This is a genomic window from Aeromonas aquatilis (assembly GCF_054052405.1).
In genome coordinates, this window is the sequence record NZ_JBSTYP010000031.1 from 1 (window position 1) to 21919 (window position 21919).

Genomic DNA, 21919 nt, shown 5'->3' on the forward strand with positions numbered 1-21919 from the left:
GCTGGAACGTTACGGGAGGGGCGTGAATATCAAAGCATGTTTGCATGAGGCGCTGGGGCACCCCATGCAACACGTAATTGGGACATAGCCAATAAAAACCGTTGAGATAAGGTACAGCGGTGAAGAGTGGTGGCCATCGTGGCAACGCGCCCGATGGCCATATGGCAAGACATCAATTCGGTAAGTCAGAAGCGCCCCAGCTGCTGGAGCATCTCGATCAGCTCCTCTTCGCTGCTCGGCTCATAAGCCAGCTGAAGGCTCGGCGCAGCGCCTCCCATCAGCATGTAGACGTTGGTGCTGCAGTGGTCGTAGTGATACCACTTACCGTCGATACTGATCGTGTAAAACATTACATTCACTCACCATTTTCATGGCAACTCAACACCACACAAACAATAAACATAACTAACCAAAGGAATGCACAAAAAGCACTCGAGATATGATGGAATATATTAACTTCATAGCATGAGAGTATGTCTAACTGCGCTAGTTTATAAACAAACAGATGAATACAGGTCTCAAATACGTTATAAAAGACACCTGCGACAAATTAAGACCAATAAAACCATGCTTAATCAAATTAACAAAACAAACAATTACGGGATGATTGGCAAGCAAGATGATGAGGTCAATCTTTTGGAGTTTTTCACGCTCCTGTGGAAGAAAAAGTCGAAAATTTTACTTGCAACCTTTATTTTCGGTGGCATAGGTGTGTTGTATGCGGTGCTCGCACCGGAGCAATGGACCACTCATGCTACTATTTATCAACCCAAGCCACTCGATACTCTGGAACTTGATAGGCTGAGGGATAAGTTTAATTTATTGGGGCTGAGTGGTGTCAAAAATAACAACTCCATCTATAATGAATTCTTGGTGGAATTCAAGTCTTACAACAACATTAAAAATTACTTACAGAGTACTACACCGTTCAAAGAATATGTGGCCAAGAATAACTTGAATAACCAGCAGCAACAGCTGCTGCTGAAACAGTGGTCAGAATGGATGAAACTTGCCCCTGAAGATAAAAAAGGGGAAGAACCTGGCACCCACCTCTCTTTTTCTTTCTTTAACAAGGAAGATTCCCTCTCCATGCTGACGGGGTATATTGACTATATCGTTCGGTTACAAGGCCAAGATCAGCTCGACATTCTAGAGAACAATCGACAAAGCCAGATCAACACGCTTAAATTGGAAATAAGGCTGAAAACCGAAGATGCACAACGCGCCTTATCCAGAGAGATAGACAGCATCGAATACAGTATGAGTATTGCCAAAGCAGCCAAAGTGAACAAGCCATTGGTAAATTTCAACTACGGCGACCGCTTCCCAATCACTCTTGGTCAGGATGCATTGGCTCGAAAGTTAAACATTCTCAAGTCGCTGAGGATCGAAGAATATCAGCCAGAGATAATGGAGCTGAATGCACAACTCGCCCGACTGAAGAGCATCAATATTGGTAAACTAACACTCAGCCCATTCACTTATCTGGATACCCCAAGCACACCGCTTAGCCGTGATAAACCCAAGCGTCCGCTGATCGTCATCCTTGCTGCCATGTTGGGAGGAATGTTGGGTATTACACTGGTGCTGCTTCAACATGCAATTCAGCAACGTTGCAATAAAACAGAACCGGAACATGATTTCCACCCATCCCTGCTGGCCAATGCCAGCTGAGAATGTCGAGCAGACACATTCCTCGCCTTTATCCTTAATTTTTAGATAACAGCAAAACGGCCCCAAAGGGCCTAATGCCAGTCAGTTAAGCCTGACTGGCATTGTTTTTATTGGCTTTTTTCACACTATACCGCTGTGGTCTTGGCTTCACGCAGTGGGAATAACTTCGCTCCCTTCGTTCCGGCAGCACAAACCGCCTCGCCATGTCCCCCTTCAGGCTCGCCGCCTTCTTGCTACGCAGGGTCAGTCGATCTTGTTGCAGACTGTTCTTCATCTCCCGATAGCCCAGTTCGATTTTCCAGCGATGGCTGTAGATCTCAACAATATCGGCGCTCGAAAAGCGCATCGGGTCAACCATCGAGGTCAGTACCTGCAGCTCCTTACCGTTGATAGTGCGAGTCAGCAAGCGGGCTTCCACCGTGTCCGGCAGTTGTGGCCACTTCTTGTATGCCTGTGGACAGGTCTTTAGATGCACCAGCACATCCTGACACCCCAGCTGGCGCACCACCTCATATTGTGTGCCCTTTTTGAGCGGCAGCAGCCAGTGCCGCTCGCAGCCCGCGGTTTGCCAGGCATGGCGCAGGCCAAGCGAATAGAACCCCTTGTCGAACAGGGTCAGTGAGTGGTCTGGCGTGCGCACGATAAGCTGCTCAGCCAGCACCATCTCGTTGACGGCGCCGACAGCCTGAACAAGCAGATGGCTAGTGAGCTCCATTTGGCAAAACATGCGCACCTGCGGATAGGCAGTCTCGCCATGCTAGAGCTTGGCAAGGGGTTATTGGGCAATAAAAACCGCTGAGATAAGGTACAGCGGTGAAGAGTGGTGGCCATCGTGGCAACGCGCCCGATGGCCATATGGCAAGACATCAATTCGGTGATTTAGAAGCGCCCCTGCTGCTGGAGCATCTCGATCAGCTCCTCTTCGCTGCTCGGCTCATAGGCCAGCTGAAGGCTCGGCGCGGCGCCTCCCATTAGCATGTAGACGTTGGTGCTGCAGTGGTCGTAGTGATACCACTTACCGTCGATACAGACGTCGGTATAGCATCTCGGGTCCCTTTTCAGTTCCATATGCACATCCTTTTGTTACATCCCATCAACATCACTCCTGACCGTAAAATAACCACCAAGATTCAAGCTTGATGCAGATCAAGGGAAGCGGCTGAAAGGGACAGATATTTACCAGATCTGTGGCCTGCGGGACCCGGAGCGGCCAACCGCTATCCGAATGACGATAGGGGAAGGGCAAACAGATCGCTGGGTAGGAACTGCAACAACAAAAACGGCGCCCGCATGCGCCGTTTTTCATTTTCCCTCAACAGAGAGGGCAAGCCGGTAGGCTTATTCGTCTTCCAGATAGGCGTAGCCTTGCAGACCCAGCTCCAGCTCGTCGAGCAGGGCTTTGCGGGTTGCGTCGTCCAGCGCCGGGTGGGAGGCGATCCGCTGGTAGTTCTCGCGAATGACGGACGGGTCGATGTTGACGTAACGCAGCAGCTGGTCGACGGTATCGCCGCGCACCACGTTGCGAATGTCCATCTTGCCCTCTTCGTCCAGCCACACTTCCGCGCAGTGGGTGTCACCGAACAGGTTGTGCAGATCGCCGAGGATCTCCTGATAGGCACCGACCAGGAAGAAGCCGACGTGGCACTCTTCGTTCTCGCCGTAGACCGGCATCGGCAGGGTGCTCTCGACCCCCAGACCGTCAACATAGTGCTCGACCTGACCGTCGGAGTCACAGGTGATATCCATCAGGATACCGCGACGGCTAAGCGGACGATCGAGACCAGCCAGCGGCATCACCGGGAATACCTGACCGATACCCCAGGCATCCGGCAGAGACTGGAACAGAGAGAAGTTGGCAAAGCACTTGTCCGCCAGCTTTTCACTCAGTTCGTCAGCCAGCGCACGGTGGTTGCGGTTGACCGGGTTGAGCATCTCTTTGAGCGCCAGACAGGTGTTCTGGTGCAGCATCTCGGCCCAGGCACGCTGTTCAAGGTTCAAGAGGCCCATGGTGTACTGGGCATTCACGTCACCCAGATCTGCCACCGAGTCATGGAAGATCTCCAGCAGGGAGGGATCTTCGCTACGCAGATCCAGCCAGCCTTTCCACATGTTTTGCAGAATGGTCGGTGCATCTTCGTCCGGCGCGCTGATGTCGTTCATCTCCACCCCTTCGGCACCAATGATGTTGGTGACCAGCACGGCGTGGTGGGCGGTCAGGGCTCGGCCAGACTCGCTGATGATGGTCGGGTGCGGCAGGTCGAACTCGCGGCAGACATCGCCGATACCCCACACCACGTTGTTGGCGTACTCGGAGAGACTGTAGTTGGCGGAGCAGTGGCTCTGGGAACGGGTTCCCTCGTAGTCCACCCCCAGGCCGCCACCGACGTCCACTACCTCGATGTTGGCACCGAGGCGACGCAGTTCAGCGTAGAAACGACCGCACTCGCGGATGCCGCCCTGAATGTCGCGGATATTGGCGATCTGGGAGCCCAGATGGAAGTGCAGCAGTTGCAGGCAATCCAGCTTGCCCAGCCCGCGCAGACGCTCGATCAGCGCCAGGATCTGGGAGGCAGAGAGACCAAATTTGGACATGGAGCCGCCGCTCGATTCCCACATGCCGGAGCCGGTGGAAGCGAGCTTGGCACGCACCCCGATGTTGGGCTTGATATTGAGACGAGCTGACTCGTCCAGCACCATTTCCAGCTCGGAGGGCTTCTCCACCACGATGTAGACCTTGTGGCCCATCAGGTTGCCCAAGAGGGCGTGGCGGATATATTCGCGGTCTTTGTAACCGTTGCAGACGATCACCGAGCCTTGCTCATGGTGATGGGACAGCACGGCCAGCAGTTCCGGTTTGGAACCAGCTTCCAGGCCAAGCCGGGGCTTGTCGCTGTAGGACTGGCTGATGGTCTCGATGACACGACGCTGCTGGTTTACCTTGATCGGGTAAACGCACAGGTAGTCCCCTTCATAGCCTGACTTCTCGATGGCCTGACCAAAGGCGTTGAACAGCGCATCGACCCGACTCTTGAGGATGTCGGGGAAGCGCAGCAACACGGGGGTGGTCAGCCCGGACTGACGCAACTGTTCGATGGCGTCAGAGAGCACGATATGTGCGTCAGGGCGTGATTTGTCGGGGGCGACGGTCACATGACCGGCGTCATTGATATTGAAAAAACCCGCACCCCAGTAGGGAACGTTGTAGACCTTCAAGGAGTCCTTGCTGGACCAGTTAGTCATGGGCTATGCCTCGCAAATGAGCGACCCAAAGTCGCCTTCGTTACCCTCAATCACATCCAGACCATCTAGTGCAGAGTACGGCGAGCGCTGCCATCACGAGACGCAGCCACCCAAACCAACCCTTTGCACATCGCGGCAAGCCAGAGGCTGCCTGGTGGATCTTGGGAAGTAACGAGTCTTGATGTGGGGCTGGTGGCTTTACATCAAGCTCAACGGTATGCGGTGCTACTTTACGTTGCGCCGCGGTACTTTGATGACAGACGACATCAGCCACGTCGTCCGTTCATCATTCGGCAGCGATCCCGACAGCAGGAGAGGGTTCCAAGGAAGAGAAGCGAAGGCGCCAGCACGCATGCGTGCGTGTTGATAGACGACAACAACCACAGCCCAGCTCATATCCAGTGACCGCCCATGACAAGGGAAGATGATGAGCCGGTGGCCCACTCGGTCAAATGAAGGATGAGAGTCTGTTGTTCTCCCTGATACCGGAGCCTAACCGGTATTAAAGAAACCATTCCCCAGCAGTGTCTGTCGTTTCTGCGTGCCTCGCCCTATAGGCGTATGATCGGTCGGGTTTCTGGCGGCTCTGCCTGCTTCAGGGTTACCCTTGGATCGGCGCGGAGTGTACACACTTACCGCGGGCAGTGACAATAAAAAATAGTGTTCAAAATCTCCTTTTAATAAGTCGATCAAATCTTGCTGGCGGGCAGGCGGGCTCTGGGATGGCGCAGGTTATGCGACAGCCCGGTTTCCCCTTGAAAAGTGTGCGAAAACGCCATGGTTGGGCTGACGCCTTGCTGTGCGGTCGCTGAGGGGAATTTGGCCGCCACCACCAGCGCCTAAATATCGCAATAAATACCACATTTATGCGATCTCCCTCCCGGACGTTGCGCCGCGCGCCGCACATTCGCCGCTCTCCCCTTGCGTCAAAAAATGGGAAAAACCTGCGCTGACGCAATGAGTGCCCCGCACGGATTGGCCACAATGACCACTCACAACCGGAGGCTGATTAATGGATACCCTGCTTGAGCGTTTTTTGCGTTACGTGACTTTTCATACCCGCTCTGACGAGACCAATCCCGCCTGCCCGAGCAGCGAGGGGCAGCTGATCTTCGCCCGCGCCCTGCAAGGGGAGATGGAAGCGCTGGGGCTGACCCAAGTCACTCTGGATGAGCACGGCTACCTCACCGGCTGCCTGCCGGGCAACCAGCCGGATGCTCCCGCCATCGGCCTGATTGCCCACATGGATACCGCCGACTACGAGGCGGAGCAGGTCAACCCCCAGATCATCGAAAACTATCAGGGCGGCGACATCTGCCTTGGCAAGGGTGACGAGGTGCTCGCCATCCGTGACTACCGCTTTCTGAAAAACTACCTGGGTCAGGATCTCATCACCACCGACGGCACCACCCTGCTGGGCGCCGACGACAAGGCGGGCATCGCCGAGATCCTCACCGCCATCGACCACCTGCAGGCCCACCCCGAGATCCCGCGTGGCGATATCTGGGTCGGCTTTACCCCGGATGAAGAGATTGGCCGCGGCGCCAACCTGTTCCCGCTGGAGAGATTCCCGGCCAAGTGGGCCTATACCGTGGATGGCGGCGAACTGGGTGAGCTGGAGTATGAAAATTTCAACGCCGCCAGCGCCACGGTGCGTTTTATCGGCAATAACGTCCACCCCGGCACCGCCAAGGGGAGCATGATCAACAGCCAGACCCTGGCCGCCCGCTTCCACGCCGCCATGCCTGCCGAGCAGACCCCTGAGTGTACCGACGGGTATGAGGGCTTCTTCCATCTGGCTCAGATGAGCGGCAACGTGGAGGAGAGCACCCTGCACTACATCATCCGTGACTTCGACGACGAGCACTTCGCCGCACGCAAAGCCGAGATGCAGAGCCGGGTTGCCGCCCTGCAGGCCGAGTATCCGAAGGCCCGCATTGAGCTGACCCTGACCGACAGCTATCGCAACATGCGCAGCCAGATCGAGCCGCACATGCATATCGTCGAGCTGGCCCGCGCCGCCATGGAGGCCGCCGACGTGGTGCCGAAGATCAAGCCCATTCGCGGCGGTACCGATGGCGCCCGCCTCTCCTTTATGGGTCTGCCCTGCCCCAACCTCTTCACCGGTGGCCACAACTTCCACGGCAAGCATGAGTTCATCCCGCTGCAATCCATGGAGAAATCGGTCACCACCCTGGTGGAACTGGTACGCCTCACCGCAGCCTGGCGCGGTTAATCGGGTCGCTATCATTACCACGACCATCAAGGGGGGAGCCGGTTTACCGGCTCCCCCCTTGCTATCTGGCATCACCCATCAGGAAAGGGAAACCGGGGGAGGGTCGCTCAGGAGCTACTGGCTGCCGCTGCCATCAAACTGTCATCCCGCTGACATGTCGCGGGAACAGTGTCACATCATGCTGGGAGCAACGGATCGCCGGAGCCCACCAGATGTTCACTATCGATACCCTGCTGACCCAGCACTTCCCCCGCCTGCTTGGCTACCCCCTGCTCACCCCGCTGTTAAAGCGGCTGCTGGGCTGGCTGCTCAACGAACGTGCCTTTGCCGACTTTGCCACCCGCTATCCGCACCTTCGCGGCCTCGACTTTGTCGAGCAGGCGCTGACCCAGCTCGATTTCGACTATCGGGTCAGCGAGGCGCAGCTGGAGCATATTCCCGCCAGCGGCCGGGTCATTCTAGTCGCCAACCACCCCATCGGCTCGCTGGATGGACTGGCGCTGCTGCAACTGCTCGGCCGCATCCGCCCCGATGTGAAGATCGTCGCCAACCAGCTGCTGGCCCAGCTCGTGCCGCTGCGCCCTCTGCTATTGCCGGTGGACAATATGGAGGGCAAGACCGATCGGCAAGCCATCCTCGCCATGAACGAACACCTCGCCCATGAAGGGGCGCTGGTGATCTTCCCCGCAGGTGAAGTCTCGCGGCTTGGCCTCAAGGGGGTAAAAGATGGCCCCTGGCAGGCAGGCTTTATCAAGCTGGCCCAACGCACCCGCACCCCGTTGGTGCCCATCCATCTGGGAGGGCGCAACAGCCTCTGGTTCTATCTCGCCTCCTGGCTCAACAAGCCCGCTTCCGCCCTGTTGCTGGTACGCCAGCTATTTCGCCAGCAGGGGCAAACCCTGCCGGTGACCATAGGAGCGCGCATTCCGCTCGGCAGTTTTCAGGATCTACCCGCCAAGACGGCGGCGCGGCTGGTGCGCAACCACCTCTACCGAATTGGCCGTGGCAAGGCGGGACGGCTGCAGACCGAGGCCCCCATCGCCCTGCCGGAGGATCGCCGCCAGCTCAAACAGGCCATCGAAAGCTGCGAACAGCTCGGCACCACCCCGGATGGTCAGGGGATCTACCTCTACCGCCGCCATGAACTGAGCCACTCGGTGATCCTGCGCGAGCTGGGGCGACTGCGGGAGATCGCCTTTCGCGCGGTGGGGGAAGGATCCGGCAAGCGGCGGGACCTCGATGGCTTTGACAACGACTATCACCACCTGATCCTCTGGGATCCGGCCCGGCTCGATATTATCGGTGCCTACCGGTTCGCCCCGGTGGCCGAGCTGCTGGCCAGCAAGGGGAAGGATGGCCTCTACAGCCACACCCTGTTCGGCTTTGAGGATAAGCTGCTGCCCCGGTTGGAGCAGGCCATCGAGCTTGGCCGCAGCTTTATCCAGCCCGCTTACTGGGGCAAGCGGGGGCTCGATTATCTCTGGTTCGGCATCGGTGCCTATCTGGCCCGCTATCCCCGCTACCGCTACCTGTTTGGCCCGGTGTCGCTCTCCGGCAGCCTGCCGCCGGCGGCCAAGGACCTGCTGGTGAGCTTCTACCGCAAGCACTTTGCCCCCGAGCTGACGCTGGCCCCCTCCCGCCGTCCCTACCCCGAGACGCAGCCTCTGTTCGAGGGGTTGGATTACGGCACCGATCTCAAAGCACTCAAGGCCCGCCTCGACAATCTGGGCTGCGCTATCCCCACCCTCTACAAGCAGTATTCCGAGCTGTGCGAGCCGGGCGGGGTGCAGTTTATGGATTTTGGCATCGACCCCGACTTCAACCACTGCATCGACGGGCTGGTGTGGGTCGATGTGAGCCGCATCAAGCCCCACAAGCGGGCCCGCTATATCGGCAGCCATCTGGCCGAGCCGCGCTTATAACCCTGCAGGCACCAGGCAAACAGCCAAATGCAAAAAAGGAGAGAGAGGCCATGGCCTCCCTCTCCTTTCGATCTCATGCTCAGCACCTTTTCGAGGCGCTCGGCCCATCTGGCGTTACTCGGCCGCCTTGCGATCCGAGTGGCCCAGATCCCGCTCGGGTGCGATGACATCGCGCACCCGCTGCTTGATCACCTTGGCCTCGGGGAAGCCGTCATCGACCACCCGATCCCACACCTGCACCCCGCCCACCAGAATGCGGAACTCCCCCTTGCTGGCGGGCACCAGCGCCACCTCGCCCAGCTCGCTGTCGAAGGTGGAGAGCAGCTCCTGCGCCAGCCATGCGGCGCGCAGCATCCAGCGGCAAAGGGTGCAGTAGCGGATTTCGATGCGGGGTTTGCTGATCAGGGTTTCAGACTCGGTCATGAGTGACTCCATAAAAAAGCGGCCAATGGCGGGAAGTAGCGTACCGCCGCCCAATGGCCGCTCCCGGTTTGGTCAAATCAGTGCTGATCAACACCATGAAAATCGGCCAGCCAATGGCGGGCAATGGTACGCATCGCCGATTCTGGCAGCTCGAACAGGCCGGGAGCAAGAGGGCCTGCCGCCAGCATCCGGATCCCCTCCATGATCTCCGCCAGCACCAGATAGACATATTCGCCAATCACGGCGCCATGAACGAAGTTGACCGCCTCGCCCCGGTTGAGCAGGTAGATCTGGGTGCCGTCCGGCCGGTTGAGGGCCAGCACATGAGGGCACACCTCTTCGCTCGGCCACGGCAACTGGGCCAGCGAGAAGGCAAACTCGTCATCAGCTGAGGTGACCGAGGCCACCATGGTGCCGGGGCGCAGCTGTTGCAGATCCGCCAGATCGAGCGAGCCGTTGCCGGTGGAGCAGATCACCAGCTCGGCGCGGCTCAAGGCCTCGGCCTTGGTGATCAGACGAAAACCGTGGGAGAGCGCTTCGACCTGACGCAATACGTCGGTCTCTACCAACCCTAGGTGAAGGTTGCGACATCGTAGATCACGGGCGATGCTGCGCCCCACCTTGCCATAACCAAACAGCACGGCTTCGCAGACGTTGAAGGTGCGGTTGAGGGTGCGGGCCAGCGACTCGGCGGAATAGACCACGCTCAGACCAATCTGGATATCCTCGGCCTGCTTGAGGGGGCTGCGCGCTACCGACACCACCGGGGTCGCCAGCACCTCCTGCTCATAGCGCTGATGGCCGTTTTCGGTCATCTCCACCACCCCGAGAAAACGGGGACCGAAATACTCGCTGAGGGTTGTCTGGGTTCTGGCGAAGTAACCACCGATATCGAGGATCAGCAGCCGCTCGTGGGGGGCCACCAGCGGCGCAATCTGCTGGATGATGCTGTCGGGTTCATTGGTCCAGCGCCGGTTGAGGGGCAGCACCGGATAGTGCTGGGATACCCACTCCAGGGTCGGACCGTGTACCGATTTCGGTTTGGGCAAAATGGCACCAATCCGTCCAATCTGACCGAGAGCGTCGATAAAACGGGGGCGATCGGGAAGCAGGTGAGTGACCAGCAGAATGCAGAGACCGTCGATACGTCCCTGTCCGGTGAAATGGCGAAAAAACAGATGCTCAGATCCTTGACTGCGCAACTGTGGCCTCCTTATGTGCCGCAAAGCAGGCAAACAGAACCCGGCGCGGCCGGGTTCTGTGTGTGTCCAAATAAAATGAAAATCCTTTTTATCTGAAACACATATGGGGCTCAATCATTATCTACCAAGAGTATGAGCGAGTATGCAAAAATGACTGTAATTGCCTGTTTTTCATGCAAAAATCAGTACAAAGAAGCAGCAGGCCACACCCACCACAGGCTGAGCCCTGTTCCCGCCGCTGCGAGCAAGATCAGCCCACCCCAACGCACTGGCCAGGGTTTGTCACGCAACACCCACTCCAGCAGCGGCAGCAACCAGACCGGCAGCAACACCACTAGCGGCACCTCCACATATTGCCAGGCGAGCATCTGGACAAAAGCGAGTGCCAGCGCCAGACCGGCGGGTGCAGCCTTGATGCCAACAAAGGTGTCGAGCAGGGCGCGAAAACCGGCGAAAGCGGCCAGAGCACCGGCCAGCTGAGCAATCAACAGACTGCCATCGATGCCAATCACCAGCGCCAACCAGATAAAGCCGAGGGCAAACCCGAGCCCTTCGCGGCTGTCACCGCGCAGACCGCTCCAACCAAACCAGAGGATGGCGGGCAGCAGAGCCAGCCAGATCCCGGGTTCGCTCGCCAGTACCGAGGCCAATCCCTGCCACCACACCAGCGCACTGAACACAGCAAAGAGCAGCAGTGAACCGCGCAAATCGTTCACCTGAGCCGCAATGGCGGGCACCAGCAGGGTCAGCGGCAGCCACTGCCACGCCTTGGCCGGAATACCATAGAGACCGCCGAGCAAGGAGCCCACCAGCCAGAGCGCCAGCGCGCCCCACAGATAACCCAGTCGCGGCCAGCGCCACGATAGCAAAGCGGCTCCCAGAGGAGCCGCCAGGGTTTGCAGCAGAAGTTCCGCGCCCATTACTTGCGCACGCCTTCGACAAACAGGTTGATGTTCATCTCGTCCGGGATGCCGGGCAGCATGTAGCTCACGCCAAAGTCACTGCGCTTGATGGTGGTGGCGGCGTTGAAGCCGCTGCGGTAGCCGCCCCAGGGATCCTTGCCCTCACCGATCTTGACCAGATCGAAAGCCACTTCCTTGGAGACGCCGTGCAGGGTCAGGGTCCCTTTCAGCACGCCTTTATCCTTGGTGCCCTCGTAAGCGGAGCTGACGAAGGTCATCTTGGGATACTGCTTCACGTCGAGAAAATCGGGGCTGCGCAGGTGCTTGTCGCGGGCCTCGTGATTGGAGTCGACGCTGGCGGCATCCACTTCAAAGCTCGCCTTGGCCGCCGCCGGGTTGGCGTCATCCATGCTGAAGGTACCGCTGAAGGTGTTGAAGCGACCCACCAGTTCGGAGAAGCCCAGGTGACCCACCTTGAACTGCACCGTGGTGTGCGCTGCATCCACGTCGTAATCCGCCGCCATCAGAGGGGTCGCCATAAACAGGCAGGAGGCCAGCAGAGCCTTGGTCATTTTCATCCGTTCGTTCCTTCATCTTGGGGTTCACATCAGTGGTTAAAATGCTAACCTCGTTCTGAAGATGAATAATCAGTGATTTATTAAATTCATTATTTACTGAGGATGGAAAATGGACCAGATCGCCGCCATGCGCACCTTTATCAAGGTGGTGGAGTGCCAGAGCTTTACCAAGGCCGCCAACCAGCTCGGCATCTCGGTCGCCATGGCCTCCAAACTGATGCAGCAGTTGGAGGAATCCCTCGCCACCCGGCTGCTGTCGCGCACTACACGCCAGGTCAATCCCACCGAAGCGGGCCAGTTCTACTACCAGCGCTCCCTCGCCCTGCTGGCTGAGCTGGAAGAGACCCACAGCCAGCTGACCCACCACAACCAGCAGCCGAACGGCACCCTCAAGCTCTCGGTGCCGATGGATTTTGGCTATCTGCACCTCTCCCCCGCCCTGCCGCTGTTTCGCCAGCGCTTTCCCGATCTCAAGCTCGATATCGAGTACAGCGACCGGAGGGTGGCGCTGGTGGAAGAGGGGTTCGATCTGGCGCTGCGGATCGGCCACCTCAGCGACTCCTCGCTGGTGGCGCGCCAGCTTGCCACCATTCGGGTCGAGCTTTGCGCCAGCCCCGCCTATCTGGCGCGCAAGGGCAGACCGGAAAAACCCGAGGATCTCAAGCAGCACGACTGTCTGATCTACACCCTGACCCAGCCGGAGTGGCACTTCAAACAGGGAAGCGAGCAGCAGAGCATCCGGCCACAGGGGCCGCTGCGGGCCAACAACGGGGTGGCGCTGACTCGCGCCGCTTGTGATGATCAGGGCATCATATTGCAGCCCACCTTTATCGTGGGGGAAGCCTTGCAGGATGGCAGGCTGGTCAGCCTGCTGCCGGAGTGGGAGAAGGGGGAGGTGGGGCTCTATGCAGTCTATCCGCACCGCCGCTTCGTCTCGGCCAAGGTGCGCTGCTTTATCGAATTCGTGCAGGAGCGCTATCTCGCCCCGCAACAGTGGGATGCGCCGACCTGATGGCCAGCGCGGTGAACCACGACACACTGGACACACTGACTGTCCGGCGGGGTTAGCCGACGATAAACCGAGCCCCAAGCGGGCAACCTAGCCGCGAGTAGGCATCACAGCCGGTGCCAGTTTCGCCAGCAGACGCTCCTGCTCGAGACACAACTGCCAGCGTGGCAGTCGGGTGCGGATCACCGACAACTGCTGCTCACTGAGAGCATAGGGGAGCGCCACTTCAATCTCGGGGCAGTCAAACATGGCGGCAAGCTGCAGGATCAAAATGAGGTTTGCCTCGTCGGTCTTGTGCTTGTTGACCCGTTTGCGGATCTCGTGGCGCAGCTGGGTTTCAGGGTCCTGGGTCATCGCCTGCCAGCCGAAACCGAACAACGGCACCAGTGCGCTGACAATCCCCAGCGCCGTTATCGGCTGTTTGGGGGGATGATAGAGTTCGTTAAGATCCAGCAGAACAGGATTCTGACGAACCTCACCCTCACCAAATAAAATCGTTTTCGTCATTGGATTGCCCGTTATATTCCACTAGACTGCGCCGCATATTTTACCCCGATATGCCAACGAGGTGCTGATGCTAAGCGATATCGAGATCTCCCGCCAGTCCCCCCGTCTCTCCATTCACGCGCTGGCCGAACGCCTCGCCATCCCCCAGCACCTGCTCAGCCCCCATGGCCACTACAAAGGCAAGCTCAGCCTCGACCTGCTCACGTCTCAGCCCAAGCAGAGCGGCAAGCTGGTACTGGTGAGCGCCATCACCCCTACCCCGCTCGGTGAAGGGAAAACGGTGACCACCCTTGGCCTCTCCATGGGGCTCAACCATATCGGCCAGCCCAGCATCGCCACTATCCGCCAGCCGAGCCTCGGGCCGGTATTCGGGGTCAAGGGGGGCGCAGCCGGTGGCGGCCACGCCCAGGTGGTGCCGATGGAGGAGATGAACCTCCACCTTACCGGTGATTTTCACGCTCTGACGGCGGCTCACAATCTGGCGGCGGCAGCCCTCGATGCCCGCCTGTTCCATGAGCGCAAACTCGGCGACCAGTTCACCGCCAAAACCGGCCTGCCGCGGCTCGATATCGATGCCGATAACATCCTCTGGCCGCGCACCCTCGACATGAATGACCGCGCACTGCGCCACCTCACGATTGGACAGGGGGGCACTGCCGATGGTGTAGAGCGCAGCGATCGCTTCGTCATTACCGCCGCCTCCGAGCTGATGGCCATTCTGGCGCTGGCGAGCGATCTGAAAGACCTGCGCCAGCGCATCGGCCGCATCCAGCTGGCCCGCGATATTCACGGCGAGCCCATTACCGCCGAACAGTTGGAAGTGGCGGGCGCCATGACGGTACTGCTGAAAGATGCGCTGCAGCCGACCCTGATGCAGACCACCGAGCAGACACCGGTGCTGGTGCACGCCGGCCCCTTTGCCAATATTGCCCACGGCAACTCCTCGGTGATCGCCGATCGCATCGCCCTTGGTCTGACCGACTATGTGGTGACCGAAGCAGGTTTTGGCTCCGACATGGGGCTGGAGAAGTTCTTCAACATCAAGAGCCGCCAATCCGGCATTACCCCGGCCTGCGTGGTGCTGGTGGCCACGGTGCGCGGCCTCAAGGCCAACAGCGGCCTGCTCGATATCCGTCCGGGCCAGCCGCTGCCAGCCAGCCTGCAAGGGGAAGATCTGCCAACCCTCAAGCAGGGCTGCGCCAACCTCGCCTGGCATATCCGGAACGCCCGTCGCTACGGGATGACGGTAGTGGTCGCCATCAACCGCTTCCCCACCGACAGCGAGGCCGAGCTGGCGCTGCTGGCCCATGAGGCGCAGCAAGCCGGCGCCTGTGGCGCAGCCATCTCCAACGCCTTCACTCAGGGTGGTGCCGGTGCCAGCGAGCTGGCCCGCGCAGTGGTCGCCGCCTGCGAGCAACCCGGTAAGGTAAAACTGCTCTACCCAGATGAGATGAGCCTCGACGCCAAGCTGGCGACCCTGGTGGAGTGCGGCTACGGCGGCCGCGGAGTGCAGCTCTCCGACAGAGCGCGCCAGCAGCTGGCACAGCTCTCTGCCGAAGGGTGGGATCACTTGCCCATCTGCGTGGCCAAGACGCCGCTCTCCATCAGCCATGACCCCGCTCTCAAGGGAGTGCCGACCGATTTTGAGGTGCCCATCGACGAGGTGAAGCTCTGCGCCGGTGCCGGGTTCGTCTATGCGCTGGCGGGCCCTATCATGACCATGCCGGGGCTGGGCAGTCTGCCTGCCTATCGCCATATCGATATCGATGAGAACGGCGAGATAGTCGGCCTGAGCTGAGCCCTTCCACAACGCCAGAAACAACAAGGCCCCGCCAATTGCGAGGCCTTCTGTTATCCATGCATCACCCCTTAGAGGGTGAAGCGCTGGGTCATATGGTGCAGGGTGTTAGCCAGCTTGCTCAGTTCGCCACAAGCTTGGGCGATCTGATGAGCGCCCTGGGCATTCTCGTCAGCGGCATTGTGAATGTTGACGATGCTGCGGTTGAGCTCTTCGGTCACCGCATTCTGCTCTTCGGTGGCGGTGGCGATCAGGGTGTTCATGTCAGTGATGCGCACCACGGCACCGTTGATGGTCTCGATACTGGTACCGGCATCCCGCGCCAGACCGACGCTCTCCTGCATCTGGTGACGACTCAACTGCATGGCATTGCCCGCCTCGGCGGCGCGGCTCTGCAACAGCTCGATCATCTTGCTGATCTCGGCGGTGGAGTCCTGGGTACGCTGGGCCAAGGATCGCACTTCATCGGCAACGACCGCAAAGCCACGGCCCTGTTCACCGGCACGGGCGGCTTCGATGGCGGCGTTGAGGGCCAGCAGGTTGGTCTGACCGGCGATATCGCGGATCACATCCAGCACCACGCTGATGTTGGCGCTGTCGGCTTCCAGTTGCTGCACCACAGTACCCGCCTGTTCAATCTTGACCGACACATCTTCGATGCTGGCGATGGAGCTGCGTACCACTTCGCTGCCGGCCGCGGAGGTACGGGAGGCATCCTTGGCGACGCTCATGGCATCCGTGGTGTTGCGGGCCACTTCGTTGACGGTGGACTGCATCTCGTTCATGGCAGTCGCCACCTGGGAGACTTCGTTTTGCTGGATGGCCATGCCGCTGGCAGACTGGCTGGAGATGGCGCTCACCTCCTCCACCGCACTGCTGAGCTGGCTCACGGAACCGGCGATCTCGCTCACCAGATCGGAGAGAGAACCCTGCATCCGGTTGATGGCGGAGCCCAGCTGACCCAGTTCATCGCGGTTGAAGCGGCTGTCACGGATCCACTGCTGCAGTTCACCCTGCCCCAGCTCGCCATTGGCAATACGCTGGGCCTGACGGGCCAGCATGATCAGCGGGTCGCGAATTTGGCGGGTCAGTACCACGGAGAGCACCACCACAAGGATCAGGCCGAGCACCAGTGCGATGGTGACGCTCAGGTTGGCGGATTGGTAAGAGGCGACAATGTCACTGCGGGATTCAGACGCATAACCATGGTTAATCTGGATAAGGTCGGCCACCGACTTGTTAAGTGCCGTATAGAGGGAAATACCTTCCACCAGAAAGATGCGCTGGGCTTCTGCGAGTTGATCGCTGTCTTGCAGCTGCTTGACGCGCTGATGCAACGCCAGATAACGATCCCAGTCAGATTTAACGGTATCGAACGTGCGACGCTCCGCCACATCCTCAGCCCAGATGGTCTTGTCGTGCGCGACCAACTGCTGCACAATCTGGTTGACCTTTTGATTGGCGATATCACGGTATTCATTTCTCTTCACCGGATCCGCCGCCACCACGAAGTAGCCCAGTTCATAACGGCGCAAGTCGCTGATGGTGTCGCCTATTGCACTGGTGCGATTTACTGCGGGGAGGATGCTGTCGGTAAATCGAATGGCAACATCATTCATATTGCCAAACTGGACAATAGCGAAGCCGCCGATAAAGGCGACCATCAAACCGAGCACGGCGAAGCCGGCAGTGAGTTTTTTGCCTATGGTCATGGAACTGGTATTCATGGCGTATCCTGGTGGTCGTTAAATTCGTTGCACTCGTCCGGTTCACGCCCTCCTGGCATGAACTATCTGGCCACCTGTTCAGTGGCGCACCATCCAACCTTGATGAATATCTCTGAATTCCATGAGCGGCAGCGAGAGCCGTGAGGGGGCGCTAGAGTAACCGGATTGTGATGGTTCGAAAAGAGTCTGTCCGGTTACTTTTTGTAAGATAAAAACGAGGGATTTATCGTGCCCGATTAAATATACCGCTCAGATGAATAAATCGAGAAAATGCATAACGTTTGCATAAGGCAAGCCGCGCGAGTCAAGCCGTTGCAGGCCGCCACTCTCATCCGGGACCAATGAAAAACGCCAGCAATGGCTGCTGGCGTCTCGTTTATTCAGCAAGGCGGTTGCAAAACAACCGCCATCTTATCCGCGCAGGCCGCCCAGAAATTCAGCCCGGGTATCGGGCTGAGTCTTGAACACACCGCCGAGGGAGGTGGTGGTGGTATAGGAGGTGGAATCCATCACCCCGCGCGCCTTGACGCAGTAGTGGGTCGCCTTGATGCTGATGGCTACGTCCTTGGTACCGAGCAGCGTCTGCAGCGCCAACAAGATCTGCTGGGTCAGCCGCTCCTGCACCTGGGGACGACGGGCGAAGAACTGCACGATGCGGTTGATCTTCGACAGGCCAATCACCTTGCCGCGAGGGATATAGGCCACATGGGCCAGCCCGTCGATGGTGACGAAGTGGTGTTCGCAGGTACTGGTGAGGCTGATGTCCCGCACCATGATCATCTCGTCCACCTGCATCTTGTTCTCGATCACCGTCACCTTGGGGAAGGTGGAATAGTCGAGGCCGGAGAAGATCTCGTTGACGTACATCTTGGCGATGCGGTGCGGCGTCTCTGCCAGACTGTCATCGGTCAGATCCAGCCCCAGCGTCTCCATGATGGAGCGCATATGGCCTTCGATCTTCTCCCGCTTCTGCTGGCTGTTCAGCTCGTTGGTGACCAAGGGGGTTTCCAGTCCCTGGGCTTCGAGGGCAGCCCTGACCAGCAAGGCTTCCGGACTTAAGGTTGTCATTATCTTCTCTCCCACGCTCAGGGACTGTGAGGGCAGCTCAAGGAGCAACCCCTTATGTTATGGCGGCGTACAGGGCCGACGGTATCGCTGTAATGGTCGCCACACGAGATGTAACGGCCATCTGTTATGGCGGCATAGTAAACGGCCATTGCCGCCAAGATTCAAGTCAACTTGTGCGTCACCTCATACTTTATGGCCATCACCCCCCGTTTCAGCGCCGATTACCCCGAGATTCCCTTGAGATAACCTGCCCATCCCCGGGGATTTTTGTGATAATCCCGCCTTCAATCATAGAAAGAGGTCATGACGATGGGATTTGATACCAGCGGACTACTCCCCTTAAGCGATGCCCTGCAAGGGATGCTGGAACAACTCGCCTGCTGCTGCGACAGCGAACAGCTGCCCCTGCCAGAGGCTCTTGGCCGGGTACTTGCCTGCGATATCGCCTCCCCCCTCGCCGTGCCCCCCTTCGACAACTCCGCCATGGACGGTTATGCCGTACGCCTTGCAGATCTCGCCACCGGCACCCCGCTCATCATGGCGGGCAAGGCGTTTGCCGGTCAGCCCTATCAGAGCGAGTGGCCCGCCGGCCACTGCGTGCGGATCATGACAGGCGCTCCGGTCCCCCCAGGCACCGATGCGGTGGTGATGCAGGAAGAAACGCAGGCCGACGGCGATCGGATCACTTTTCTGGCACAACCCGAACCGGGCCAAAATATTCGCCGCGCCGGCAGCGATATCGGCAAGGGCGCCTGCGTGCTGCCAGCCGGTACTCGCCTCACCCCGCGCGAAATGCCACTGCTGGCCTCCCTCGGCGTGGCTACCGTCACGGTGCGTCGCCCGCTGAAAGTGGCCATCTTCAGCACCGGCGATGAGCTCAAACCGGTTGGTACCCCGCTCGCCCACGGCGATATCTATGACTCCAACCGCTATGGCGTACGGGCCATGCTGGCGCGCATGGGCTGCGACTGCCTCGACCTTGGCATCATCCCCGACGATCCCGCCCAGCTACGCGCCGCCTTTATCCGCGCCGACGAAGAGGCCGATGTACTCATCACCACCGGCGGCGTCTCGGTGGGGGAAGCGGACTTCACCAAACAACTGCTGGACGAGCTCGGCGAGATTGGCTTCTGGAAGCTGGCCATCAAGCCGGGCAAGCCGTTTGCTTTTGGCCGTCTGCCCCGCGCCTGGTTCTTCGGCCTGCCGGGCAACCCCGTCTCCGCCATGGTCACCTTCGATCAGCTAGTGCAACCGGCGCTGGCCAAGCTGGCGGGCCAGCACTTCGAGCGCCCGCTCCAGCTGCAAGCCATTGCGGCCGAGCCACTCAAAAAGAGCCCGGGCCGACTCGACTTCCAGCGCGGCATCCTGAGTCAGGGGCCAAACGGCCTCGAGGTGCGCAGCACCGGCTCGCAGGACTCCGCCGTGTTCAGCTCCCTGTCGCGAGCCAACTGCTACATCGTTCTTGAGCGCGAGCGGGGCCGCGTCGCAGCGGGCGAGACGGTGACCGTGGAGCCACTCGGGGGATTGCTGCTGTGAGCGAGATCCTGAGCGACGCCGAACTGCTGCGCTACAACCGCCAGATCATCCTCAAATCCTTCGACTTCGAGGGACAGGAGGCGCTCAAGCAGGCCCGTGTGCTGGTGATCGGCGCCGGTGGCCTTGGTTGCGCCGCCAGCCAGTATCTGGCGGTGGCCGGGGTTGGTCAGCTCACCCTGGTCGATTTCGACAAGGTGGAGCTCTCCAATCTGCAGCGTCAGGTGCTGCACAACGATGAGCGCATCGGTCACTACAAGGTGGACTCAGCAGCGCAATCGCTGCGCGCCCTCAACCCCTGGCTCAACGTGGAGACCCACGCTGCCGTTGCCGACGAGGCGCTGCTCGATAGCCTGCTGCCACGGCATCAGCTGGTACTCGACTGCACCGACAATCTGGCCATTCGCAACCTGCTGAATCAAAAGGCACGCCAGCATGGCGTGCCACTGGTCAGCGGCGCCGCCATCCGGCTGGAGGGGCAGCTGTGCAGCTTCACCTGGCAGGCAGATGAGCCCTGCTACGCCTGCCTCAGCGCCCTGTTCGGCGAGCAGGCACTCACCTGCGTCGAGGCGGGCGTGCTCGCCCCCGTGGTGGGTCTGGTGGGCAGCCTGCAAGCGCTGGAAGCTATCAAGCTATTGGCAGGCATGGGCAAAAGCTACAGCGGCCGCCTGCTGATGATCGACGGCCTGAGCGGCACCTTTCGCGAGATGAAGCTGCCCAAGCGCCCCTACTGCCCGGTCTGCTCCCACGGGTGAATCATGCCACCAATCTTCGCACCAACAAAAAAGCCGACCCACAGGGTCGGCTTTTTGCAAACATGTATGCGGCGGAAATTAACCCGCGCAGTAAACACGTGCCTCGCGCGGGGTGTAGATACCGAAGGTCACCGCGGCCAGCAAACCATTGACGAAGGTGTGCTGGGCTTCAACCCGTACCACTTTGTCAGCACCATTGCACACGGCAGCAGCATCAATGTCCTTGCTCTGACCCAGACCAGAGATGAAGAAGTGATGAGTCACCTCTTTGGTCGGTGCAACCGCAGTACCCGGATGAACCGTGAAACCTTGCTGGGCACAACCAGCCATCATTAATGCAGTGATTGCAGTCAATACCATTTTTTTCATTTTACTGTCCCTGACAACATTATTATTTTTTGGTCTAACCGGATGAAAAGAGGTGTATTTTTTACAGCCAATACGGTGTAAACCTCTTCCTCTTACACAACCCAAGTTAATGAAATTAATCAACCACTACAACATTACAATTGTTTCAAAATGCGACAAGCCCAGATCATGGCAGAGCTCAGTTTTAATGGGTGGCCAAAATCCGGTGAAGCAAATGATTAAATCCGGAAGGATCTTCCGCTGGCCAGGCGTGGTGGCCATTGGGGGTGTGGATGGTGGCGTTGGGCAGGGCGGCAAACTGCTCTACCCGTTTGGCCAGCGGCAGGTAGTCGTGACTGGTGGAGATGATGGCCACCGGCTGCCAGATGGCGCCGAGCCGGGCGCGTACCGACCAGCCGGGGAGTGCCTCCAGCAGCGCCTTGTAGATTTTCTTTTTATTGCGCACGAAACGCAGCCGGAAGGTGTGGCGCACCTGTGCCAGATCCGGGCCCGGGAAGAGCTCGCGTCCCAGCCACCAGGCGAGGGGACGCATGCCAAACCAGCGCAGCCATTTGAGGCGCTGGGCGTAACGCTCCTGCTCTTTGGGGGTCTCCAGCAGAAACTCGCTAAAACCGTTGACCAACACCAGCCCTTGCACCTTGTGGGGCAGTTGCAGCGCCAGCTCCAGCGCCACCATGGCCCCGAGCGACAATCCCACGACCCAAGCGGGCTCCGGCTGCTCGTCGAGCCAGTTCACCACATCGGCTGCCAGGGTCGCCACATCGAACGGCCCCTCCTGCATGCTCAGGCCATGACCGCGCAAGTCCAGCGCCACCACCCGGTAGTGCTCGGAAAACCGTTCGATCTGCGCCTGCCAGTCAAGGCTGGAGGAGCCCAGCCCATGCAGCAGCAACAGCAAAGGGCCCTCCCCCGCACTGCGCAGGGCAAGACCGTTGAATTTCATCACCTGATTACGGCGCATCAGTGTATTGCCTCT

19 protein-coding genes and 1 pseudogene are annotated in these 21919 nt (G+C 59.2%); 7 read left to right on the plus strand and 13 right to left on the minus strand.

Annotated elements, in window-relative coordinates; all coding sequences use genetic code 11:
* Positions 1–185: 185 nt before the first annotated feature.
* Positions 186–350 carry a hypothetical protein gene (locus tag ACW5W8_RS13545; RefSeq protein ID WP_498628306.1) on the minus strand — a complete coding sequence of 55 codons (165 nt, stop codon included), beginning with the start codon at positions 348–350 and terminating at the stop codon, positions 186–188.
* A 217-nt stretch (positions 351–567) separates the two neighbouring features.
* Here ACW5W8_RS13545 and ACW5W8_RS13550 point away from each other — a divergent pair, with 217 nt between their 5' ends.
* Complete coding sequence (locus ACW5W8_RS13550) at positions 568–1674, plus strand: LPS O-antigen chain length determinant protein WzzB (protein ID WP_498628307.1); 1107 nt, start codon at positions 568–570, stop codon at positions 1672–1674.
* Positions 1675–1759: 85 nt separating this feature from the next.
* Here ACW5W8_RS13550 and ACW5W8_RS13555 read toward each other — a convergent pair.
* The 3 genes and pseudogenes from ACW5W8_RS13555 to speA form a co-directional block, all read right to left on the minus strand.
* Positions 1760–2431, minus strand: a pseudogene (locus ACW5W8_RS13555) (IS4 family transposase); the annotation flags it as partial.
* Between the two features lie 122 nt (positions 2432–2553).
* Complete coding sequence (locus ACW5W8_RS13560) at positions 2554–2742, minus strand: hypothetical protein (protein WP_429035212.1); 189 nt, start codon at positions 2740–2742, stop codon at positions 2554–2556.
* Positions 2743–3012: 270 nt separating this feature from the next.
* The gene (gene speA / locus ACW5W8_RS13565; protein ID WP_498628308.1) at positions 3013–4914 is read right to left on the minus strand and encodes a biosynthetic arginine decarboxylase; all 1902 of its coding nucleotides are present in this window, start codon (positions 4912–4914) and stop codon (positions 3013–3015) included.
* A 1012-nt stretch (positions 4915–5926) separates the two neighbouring features.
* Here speA and pepT point away from each other — a divergent pair.
* The gene (pepT, locus tag ACW5W8_RS13570; protein ID WP_498628309.1) at positions 5927–7150 is read left to right on the plus strand and encodes a peptidase T; all 1224 of its coding nucleotides are present in this window, start codon (positions 5927–5929) and stop codon (positions 7148–7150) included.
* 212 nt (positions 7151–7362) lie between these two features.
* Positions 7363–9072 carry a bifunctional ornithine lipid synthase OlsF gene (gene olsF / locus ACW5W8_RS13575; protein WP_498628310.1) on the plus strand — a complete coding sequence of 570 codons (1710 nt, stop codon included), beginning with the start codon at positions 7363–7365 and terminating at the stop codon, positions 9070–9072.
* Positions 9073–9186: 114 nt separating this feature from the next.
* Here the strand turns inward: olsF and ACW5W8_RS13580 are convergent, their stop codons facing one another.
* The 4 genes from ACW5W8_RS13580 to ACW5W8_RS13595 all read right to left on the minus strand — a co-directional run bounded on the left by ACW5W8_RS13580 (position 9187) and on the right by ACW5W8_RS13595 (position 12177).
* Complete coding sequence (locus ACW5W8_RS13580; protein ID WP_498628311.1) at positions 9187–9495, minus strand: Rdx family protein; 309 nt, start codon at positions 9493–9495, stop codon at positions 9187–9189.
* 77 nt (positions 9496–9572) lie between these two features.
* Positions 9573–10697: an adenosylhomocysteinase gene (locus ACW5W8_RS13585; protein WP_498628312.1), complete on the minus strand. Its 1125-nt coding sequence runs from the start codon at positions 10695–10697 to the stop codon at positions 9573–9575.
* A gap of 182 nt (positions 10698–10879) precedes the next feature.
* Positions 10880–11617, minus strand: a complete 738-nt coding sequence (locus ACW5W8_RS13590) for a hypothetical protein (RefSeq protein ID WP_498628313.1) — start codon at positions 11615–11617, stop codon at positions 10880–10882.
* A complete protein-coding gene (locus ACW5W8_RS13595) occupies positions 11617–12177 on the minus strand; it encodes a YceI family protein (protein ID WP_498628314.1) in 561 nt (186 codons plus the stop codon). Before ACW5W8_RS13595 ends, ACW5W8_RS13590 begins: the two co-directional genes overlap by 1 nt.
* Positions 12178–12286: 109 nt before the next feature.
* Here ACW5W8_RS13595 and ACW5W8_RS13600 point away from each other — a divergent pair, with 109 nt between their 5' ends.
* Positions 12287–13189: a LysR family transcriptional regulator gene (locus ACW5W8_RS13600; RefSeq protein WP_498628315.1), complete on the plus strand. Its 903-nt coding sequence runs from the start codon at positions 12287–12289 to the stop codon at positions 13187–13189.
* 87 nt (positions 13190–13276) lie between these two features.
* On the opposite strand, the gene ACW5W8_RS13605 is transcribed toward ACW5W8_RS13600, so the two are convergent.
* Entirely contained in the window at positions 13277–13693 is a 417-nt protein-coding gene (locus ACW5W8_RS13605; RefSeq protein ID WP_498628316.1) for a hypothetical protein, read from the minus strand.
* A gap of 67 nt (positions 13694–13760) precedes the next feature.
* Between ACW5W8_RS13605 and ACW5W8_RS13610 the strand changes: the two genes are divergently transcribed.
* Positions 13761–15491, plus strand: a complete 1731-nt coding sequence (locus ACW5W8_RS13610) for a formate--tetrahydrofolate ligase (protein WP_498628317.1) — start codon at positions 13761–13763, stop codon at positions 15489–15491.
* A gap of 71 nt (positions 15492–15562) precedes the next feature.
* Here ACW5W8_RS13610 and ACW5W8_RS13615 read toward each other — a convergent pair whose 3' ends face one another.
* Together ACW5W8_RS13615 and folE are read right to left on the minus strand one after the other, a co-directional pair.
* The gene (locus tag ACW5W8_RS13615; protein WP_498628318.1) at positions 15563–17218 is read right to left on the minus strand and encodes a methyl-accepting chemotaxis protein; all 1656 of its coding nucleotides are present in this window, start codon (positions 17216–17218) and stop codon (positions 15563–15565) included.
* Between the two features lie 411 nt (positions 17219–17629).
* The gene (folE, locus tag ACW5W8_RS13620) at positions 17630–18286 is read right to left on the minus strand and encodes a GTP cyclohydrolase I FolE (protein WP_115522773.1); all 657 of its coding nucleotides are present in this window, start codon (positions 18284–18286) and stop codon (positions 17630–17632) included.
* Between the two features lie 309 nt (positions 18287–18595).
* Between folE and moeA the strand changes: the two genes are divergently transcribed.
* Together moeA and moeB are read left to right on the plus strand one after the other, a co-directional pair.
* Positions 18596–19822, plus strand: coding sequence for a molybdopterin molybdotransferase MoeA (gene moeA, locus ACW5W8_RS13625; RefSeq protein WP_498628319.1), 1227 nt, complete (start codon positions 18596–18598; stop codon positions 19820–19822).
* Entirely contained in the window at positions 19819–20574 is a 756-nt protein-coding gene (gene moeB, locus ACW5W8_RS13630; RefSeq protein WP_498628320.1) for a molybdopterin-synthase adenylyltransferase MoeB, read from the plus strand. Before moeA ends, moeB begins: the two co-directional genes overlap by 4 nt.
* Before the next feature lie 78 nt (positions 20575–20652).
* Here moeB and ACW5W8_RS13635 read toward each other — a convergent pair whose 3' ends face one another.
* Positions 20653–20943, minus strand: a complete 291-nt coding sequence (locus ACW5W8_RS13635; protein WP_479317580.1) for a Bor family protein — start codon at positions 20941–20943, stop codon at positions 20653–20655.
* 184 nt (positions 20944–21127) lie between these two features.
* A complete protein-coding gene (locus tag ACW5W8_RS13640; protein WP_498628321.1) occupies positions 21128–21904 on the minus strand; it encodes an alpha/beta fold hydrolase in 777 nt (258 codons plus the stop codon).
* Positions 21905–21919 lie beyond the last annotated feature (15 nt).

Excerpts from the sequence above, each read along its gene's own strand:
- ACW5W8_RS13545 (WP_498628306.1), bottom strand. The coding sequence starts at position 350 with ATGTTTTACACGATCAGTATCGACGGTAAGTGGTATCACTACGACCAC.
- ACW5W8_RS13550 (WP_498628307.1), top strand. The coding sequence starts at position 568 with ATGCTTAATCAAATTAACAAAACAAACAATTACGGGATGATTGGCAAG.
- ACW5W8_RS13560 (WP_429035212.1), bottom strand. The coding sequence starts at position 2,742 with ATGGAACTGAAAAGGGACCCGAGATGCTATACCGACGTCTGTATCGAC.
- speA (WP_498628308.1), bottom strand. The coding sequence starts at position 4,914 with ATGACTAACTGGTCCAGCAAGGACTCCTTGAAGGTCTACAACGTTCCC.
- pepT (WP_498628309.1), top strand. The coding sequence starts at position 5,927 with ATGGATACCCTGCTTGAGCGTTTTTTGCGTTACGTGACTTTTCATACC.
- olsF (WP_498628310.1), top strand. The coding sequence starts at position 7,363 with ATGTTCACTATCGATACCCTGCTGACCCAGCACTTCCCCCGCCTGCTT.
- ACW5W8_RS13580 (WP_498628311.1), bottom strand. The coding sequence starts at position 9,495 with ATGACCGAGTCTGAAACCCTGATCAGCAAACCCCGCATCGAAATCCGC.
- ACW5W8_RS13590 (WP_498628313.1), bottom strand. The coding sequence starts at position 11,617 with ATGGGCGCGGAACTTCTGCTGCAAACCCTGGCGGCTCCTCTGGGAGCC.
- ACW5W8_RS13595 (WP_498628314.1), bottom strand. The coding sequence starts at position 12,177 with ATGAAAATGACCAAGGCTCTGCTGGCCTCCTGCCTGTTTATGGCGACC.
- ACW5W8_RS13600 (WP_498628315.1), top strand. The coding sequence starts at position 12,287 with ATGGACCAGATCGCCGCCATGCGCACCTTTATCAAGGTGGTGGAGTGC.
- ACW5W8_RS13605 (WP_498628316.1), bottom strand. The coding sequence starts at position 13,693 with ATGACGAAAACGATTTTATTTGGTGAGGGTGAGGTTCGTCAGAATCCT.
- ACW5W8_RS13610 (WP_498628317.1), top strand. The coding sequence starts at position 13,761 with ATGCTAAGCGATATCGAGATCTCCCGCCAGTCCCCCCGTCTCTCCATT.
- ACW5W8_RS13615 (WP_498628318.1), bottom strand. The coding sequence starts at position 17,218 with ATGAATACCAGTTCCATGACCATAGGCAAAAAACTCACTGCCGGCTTC.
- folE (WP_115522773.1), bottom strand. The coding sequence starts at position 18,286 with ATGACAACCTTAAGTCCGGAAGCCTTGCTGGTCAGGGCTGCCCTCGAA.
- moeA (WP_498628319.1), top strand. The coding sequence starts at position 18,596 with ATGGGATTTGATACCAGCGGACTACTCCCCTTAAGCGATGCCCTGCAA.
- ACW5W8_RS13635 (WP_479317580.1), bottom strand. The coding sequence starts at position 20,943 with ATGAAAAAAATGGTATTGACTGCAATCACTGCATTAATGATGGCTGGT.
- ACW5W8_RS13640 (WP_498628321.1), bottom strand. The coding sequence starts at position 21,904 with ATGCGCCGTAATCAGGTGATGAAATTCAACGGTCTTGCCCTGCGCAGT.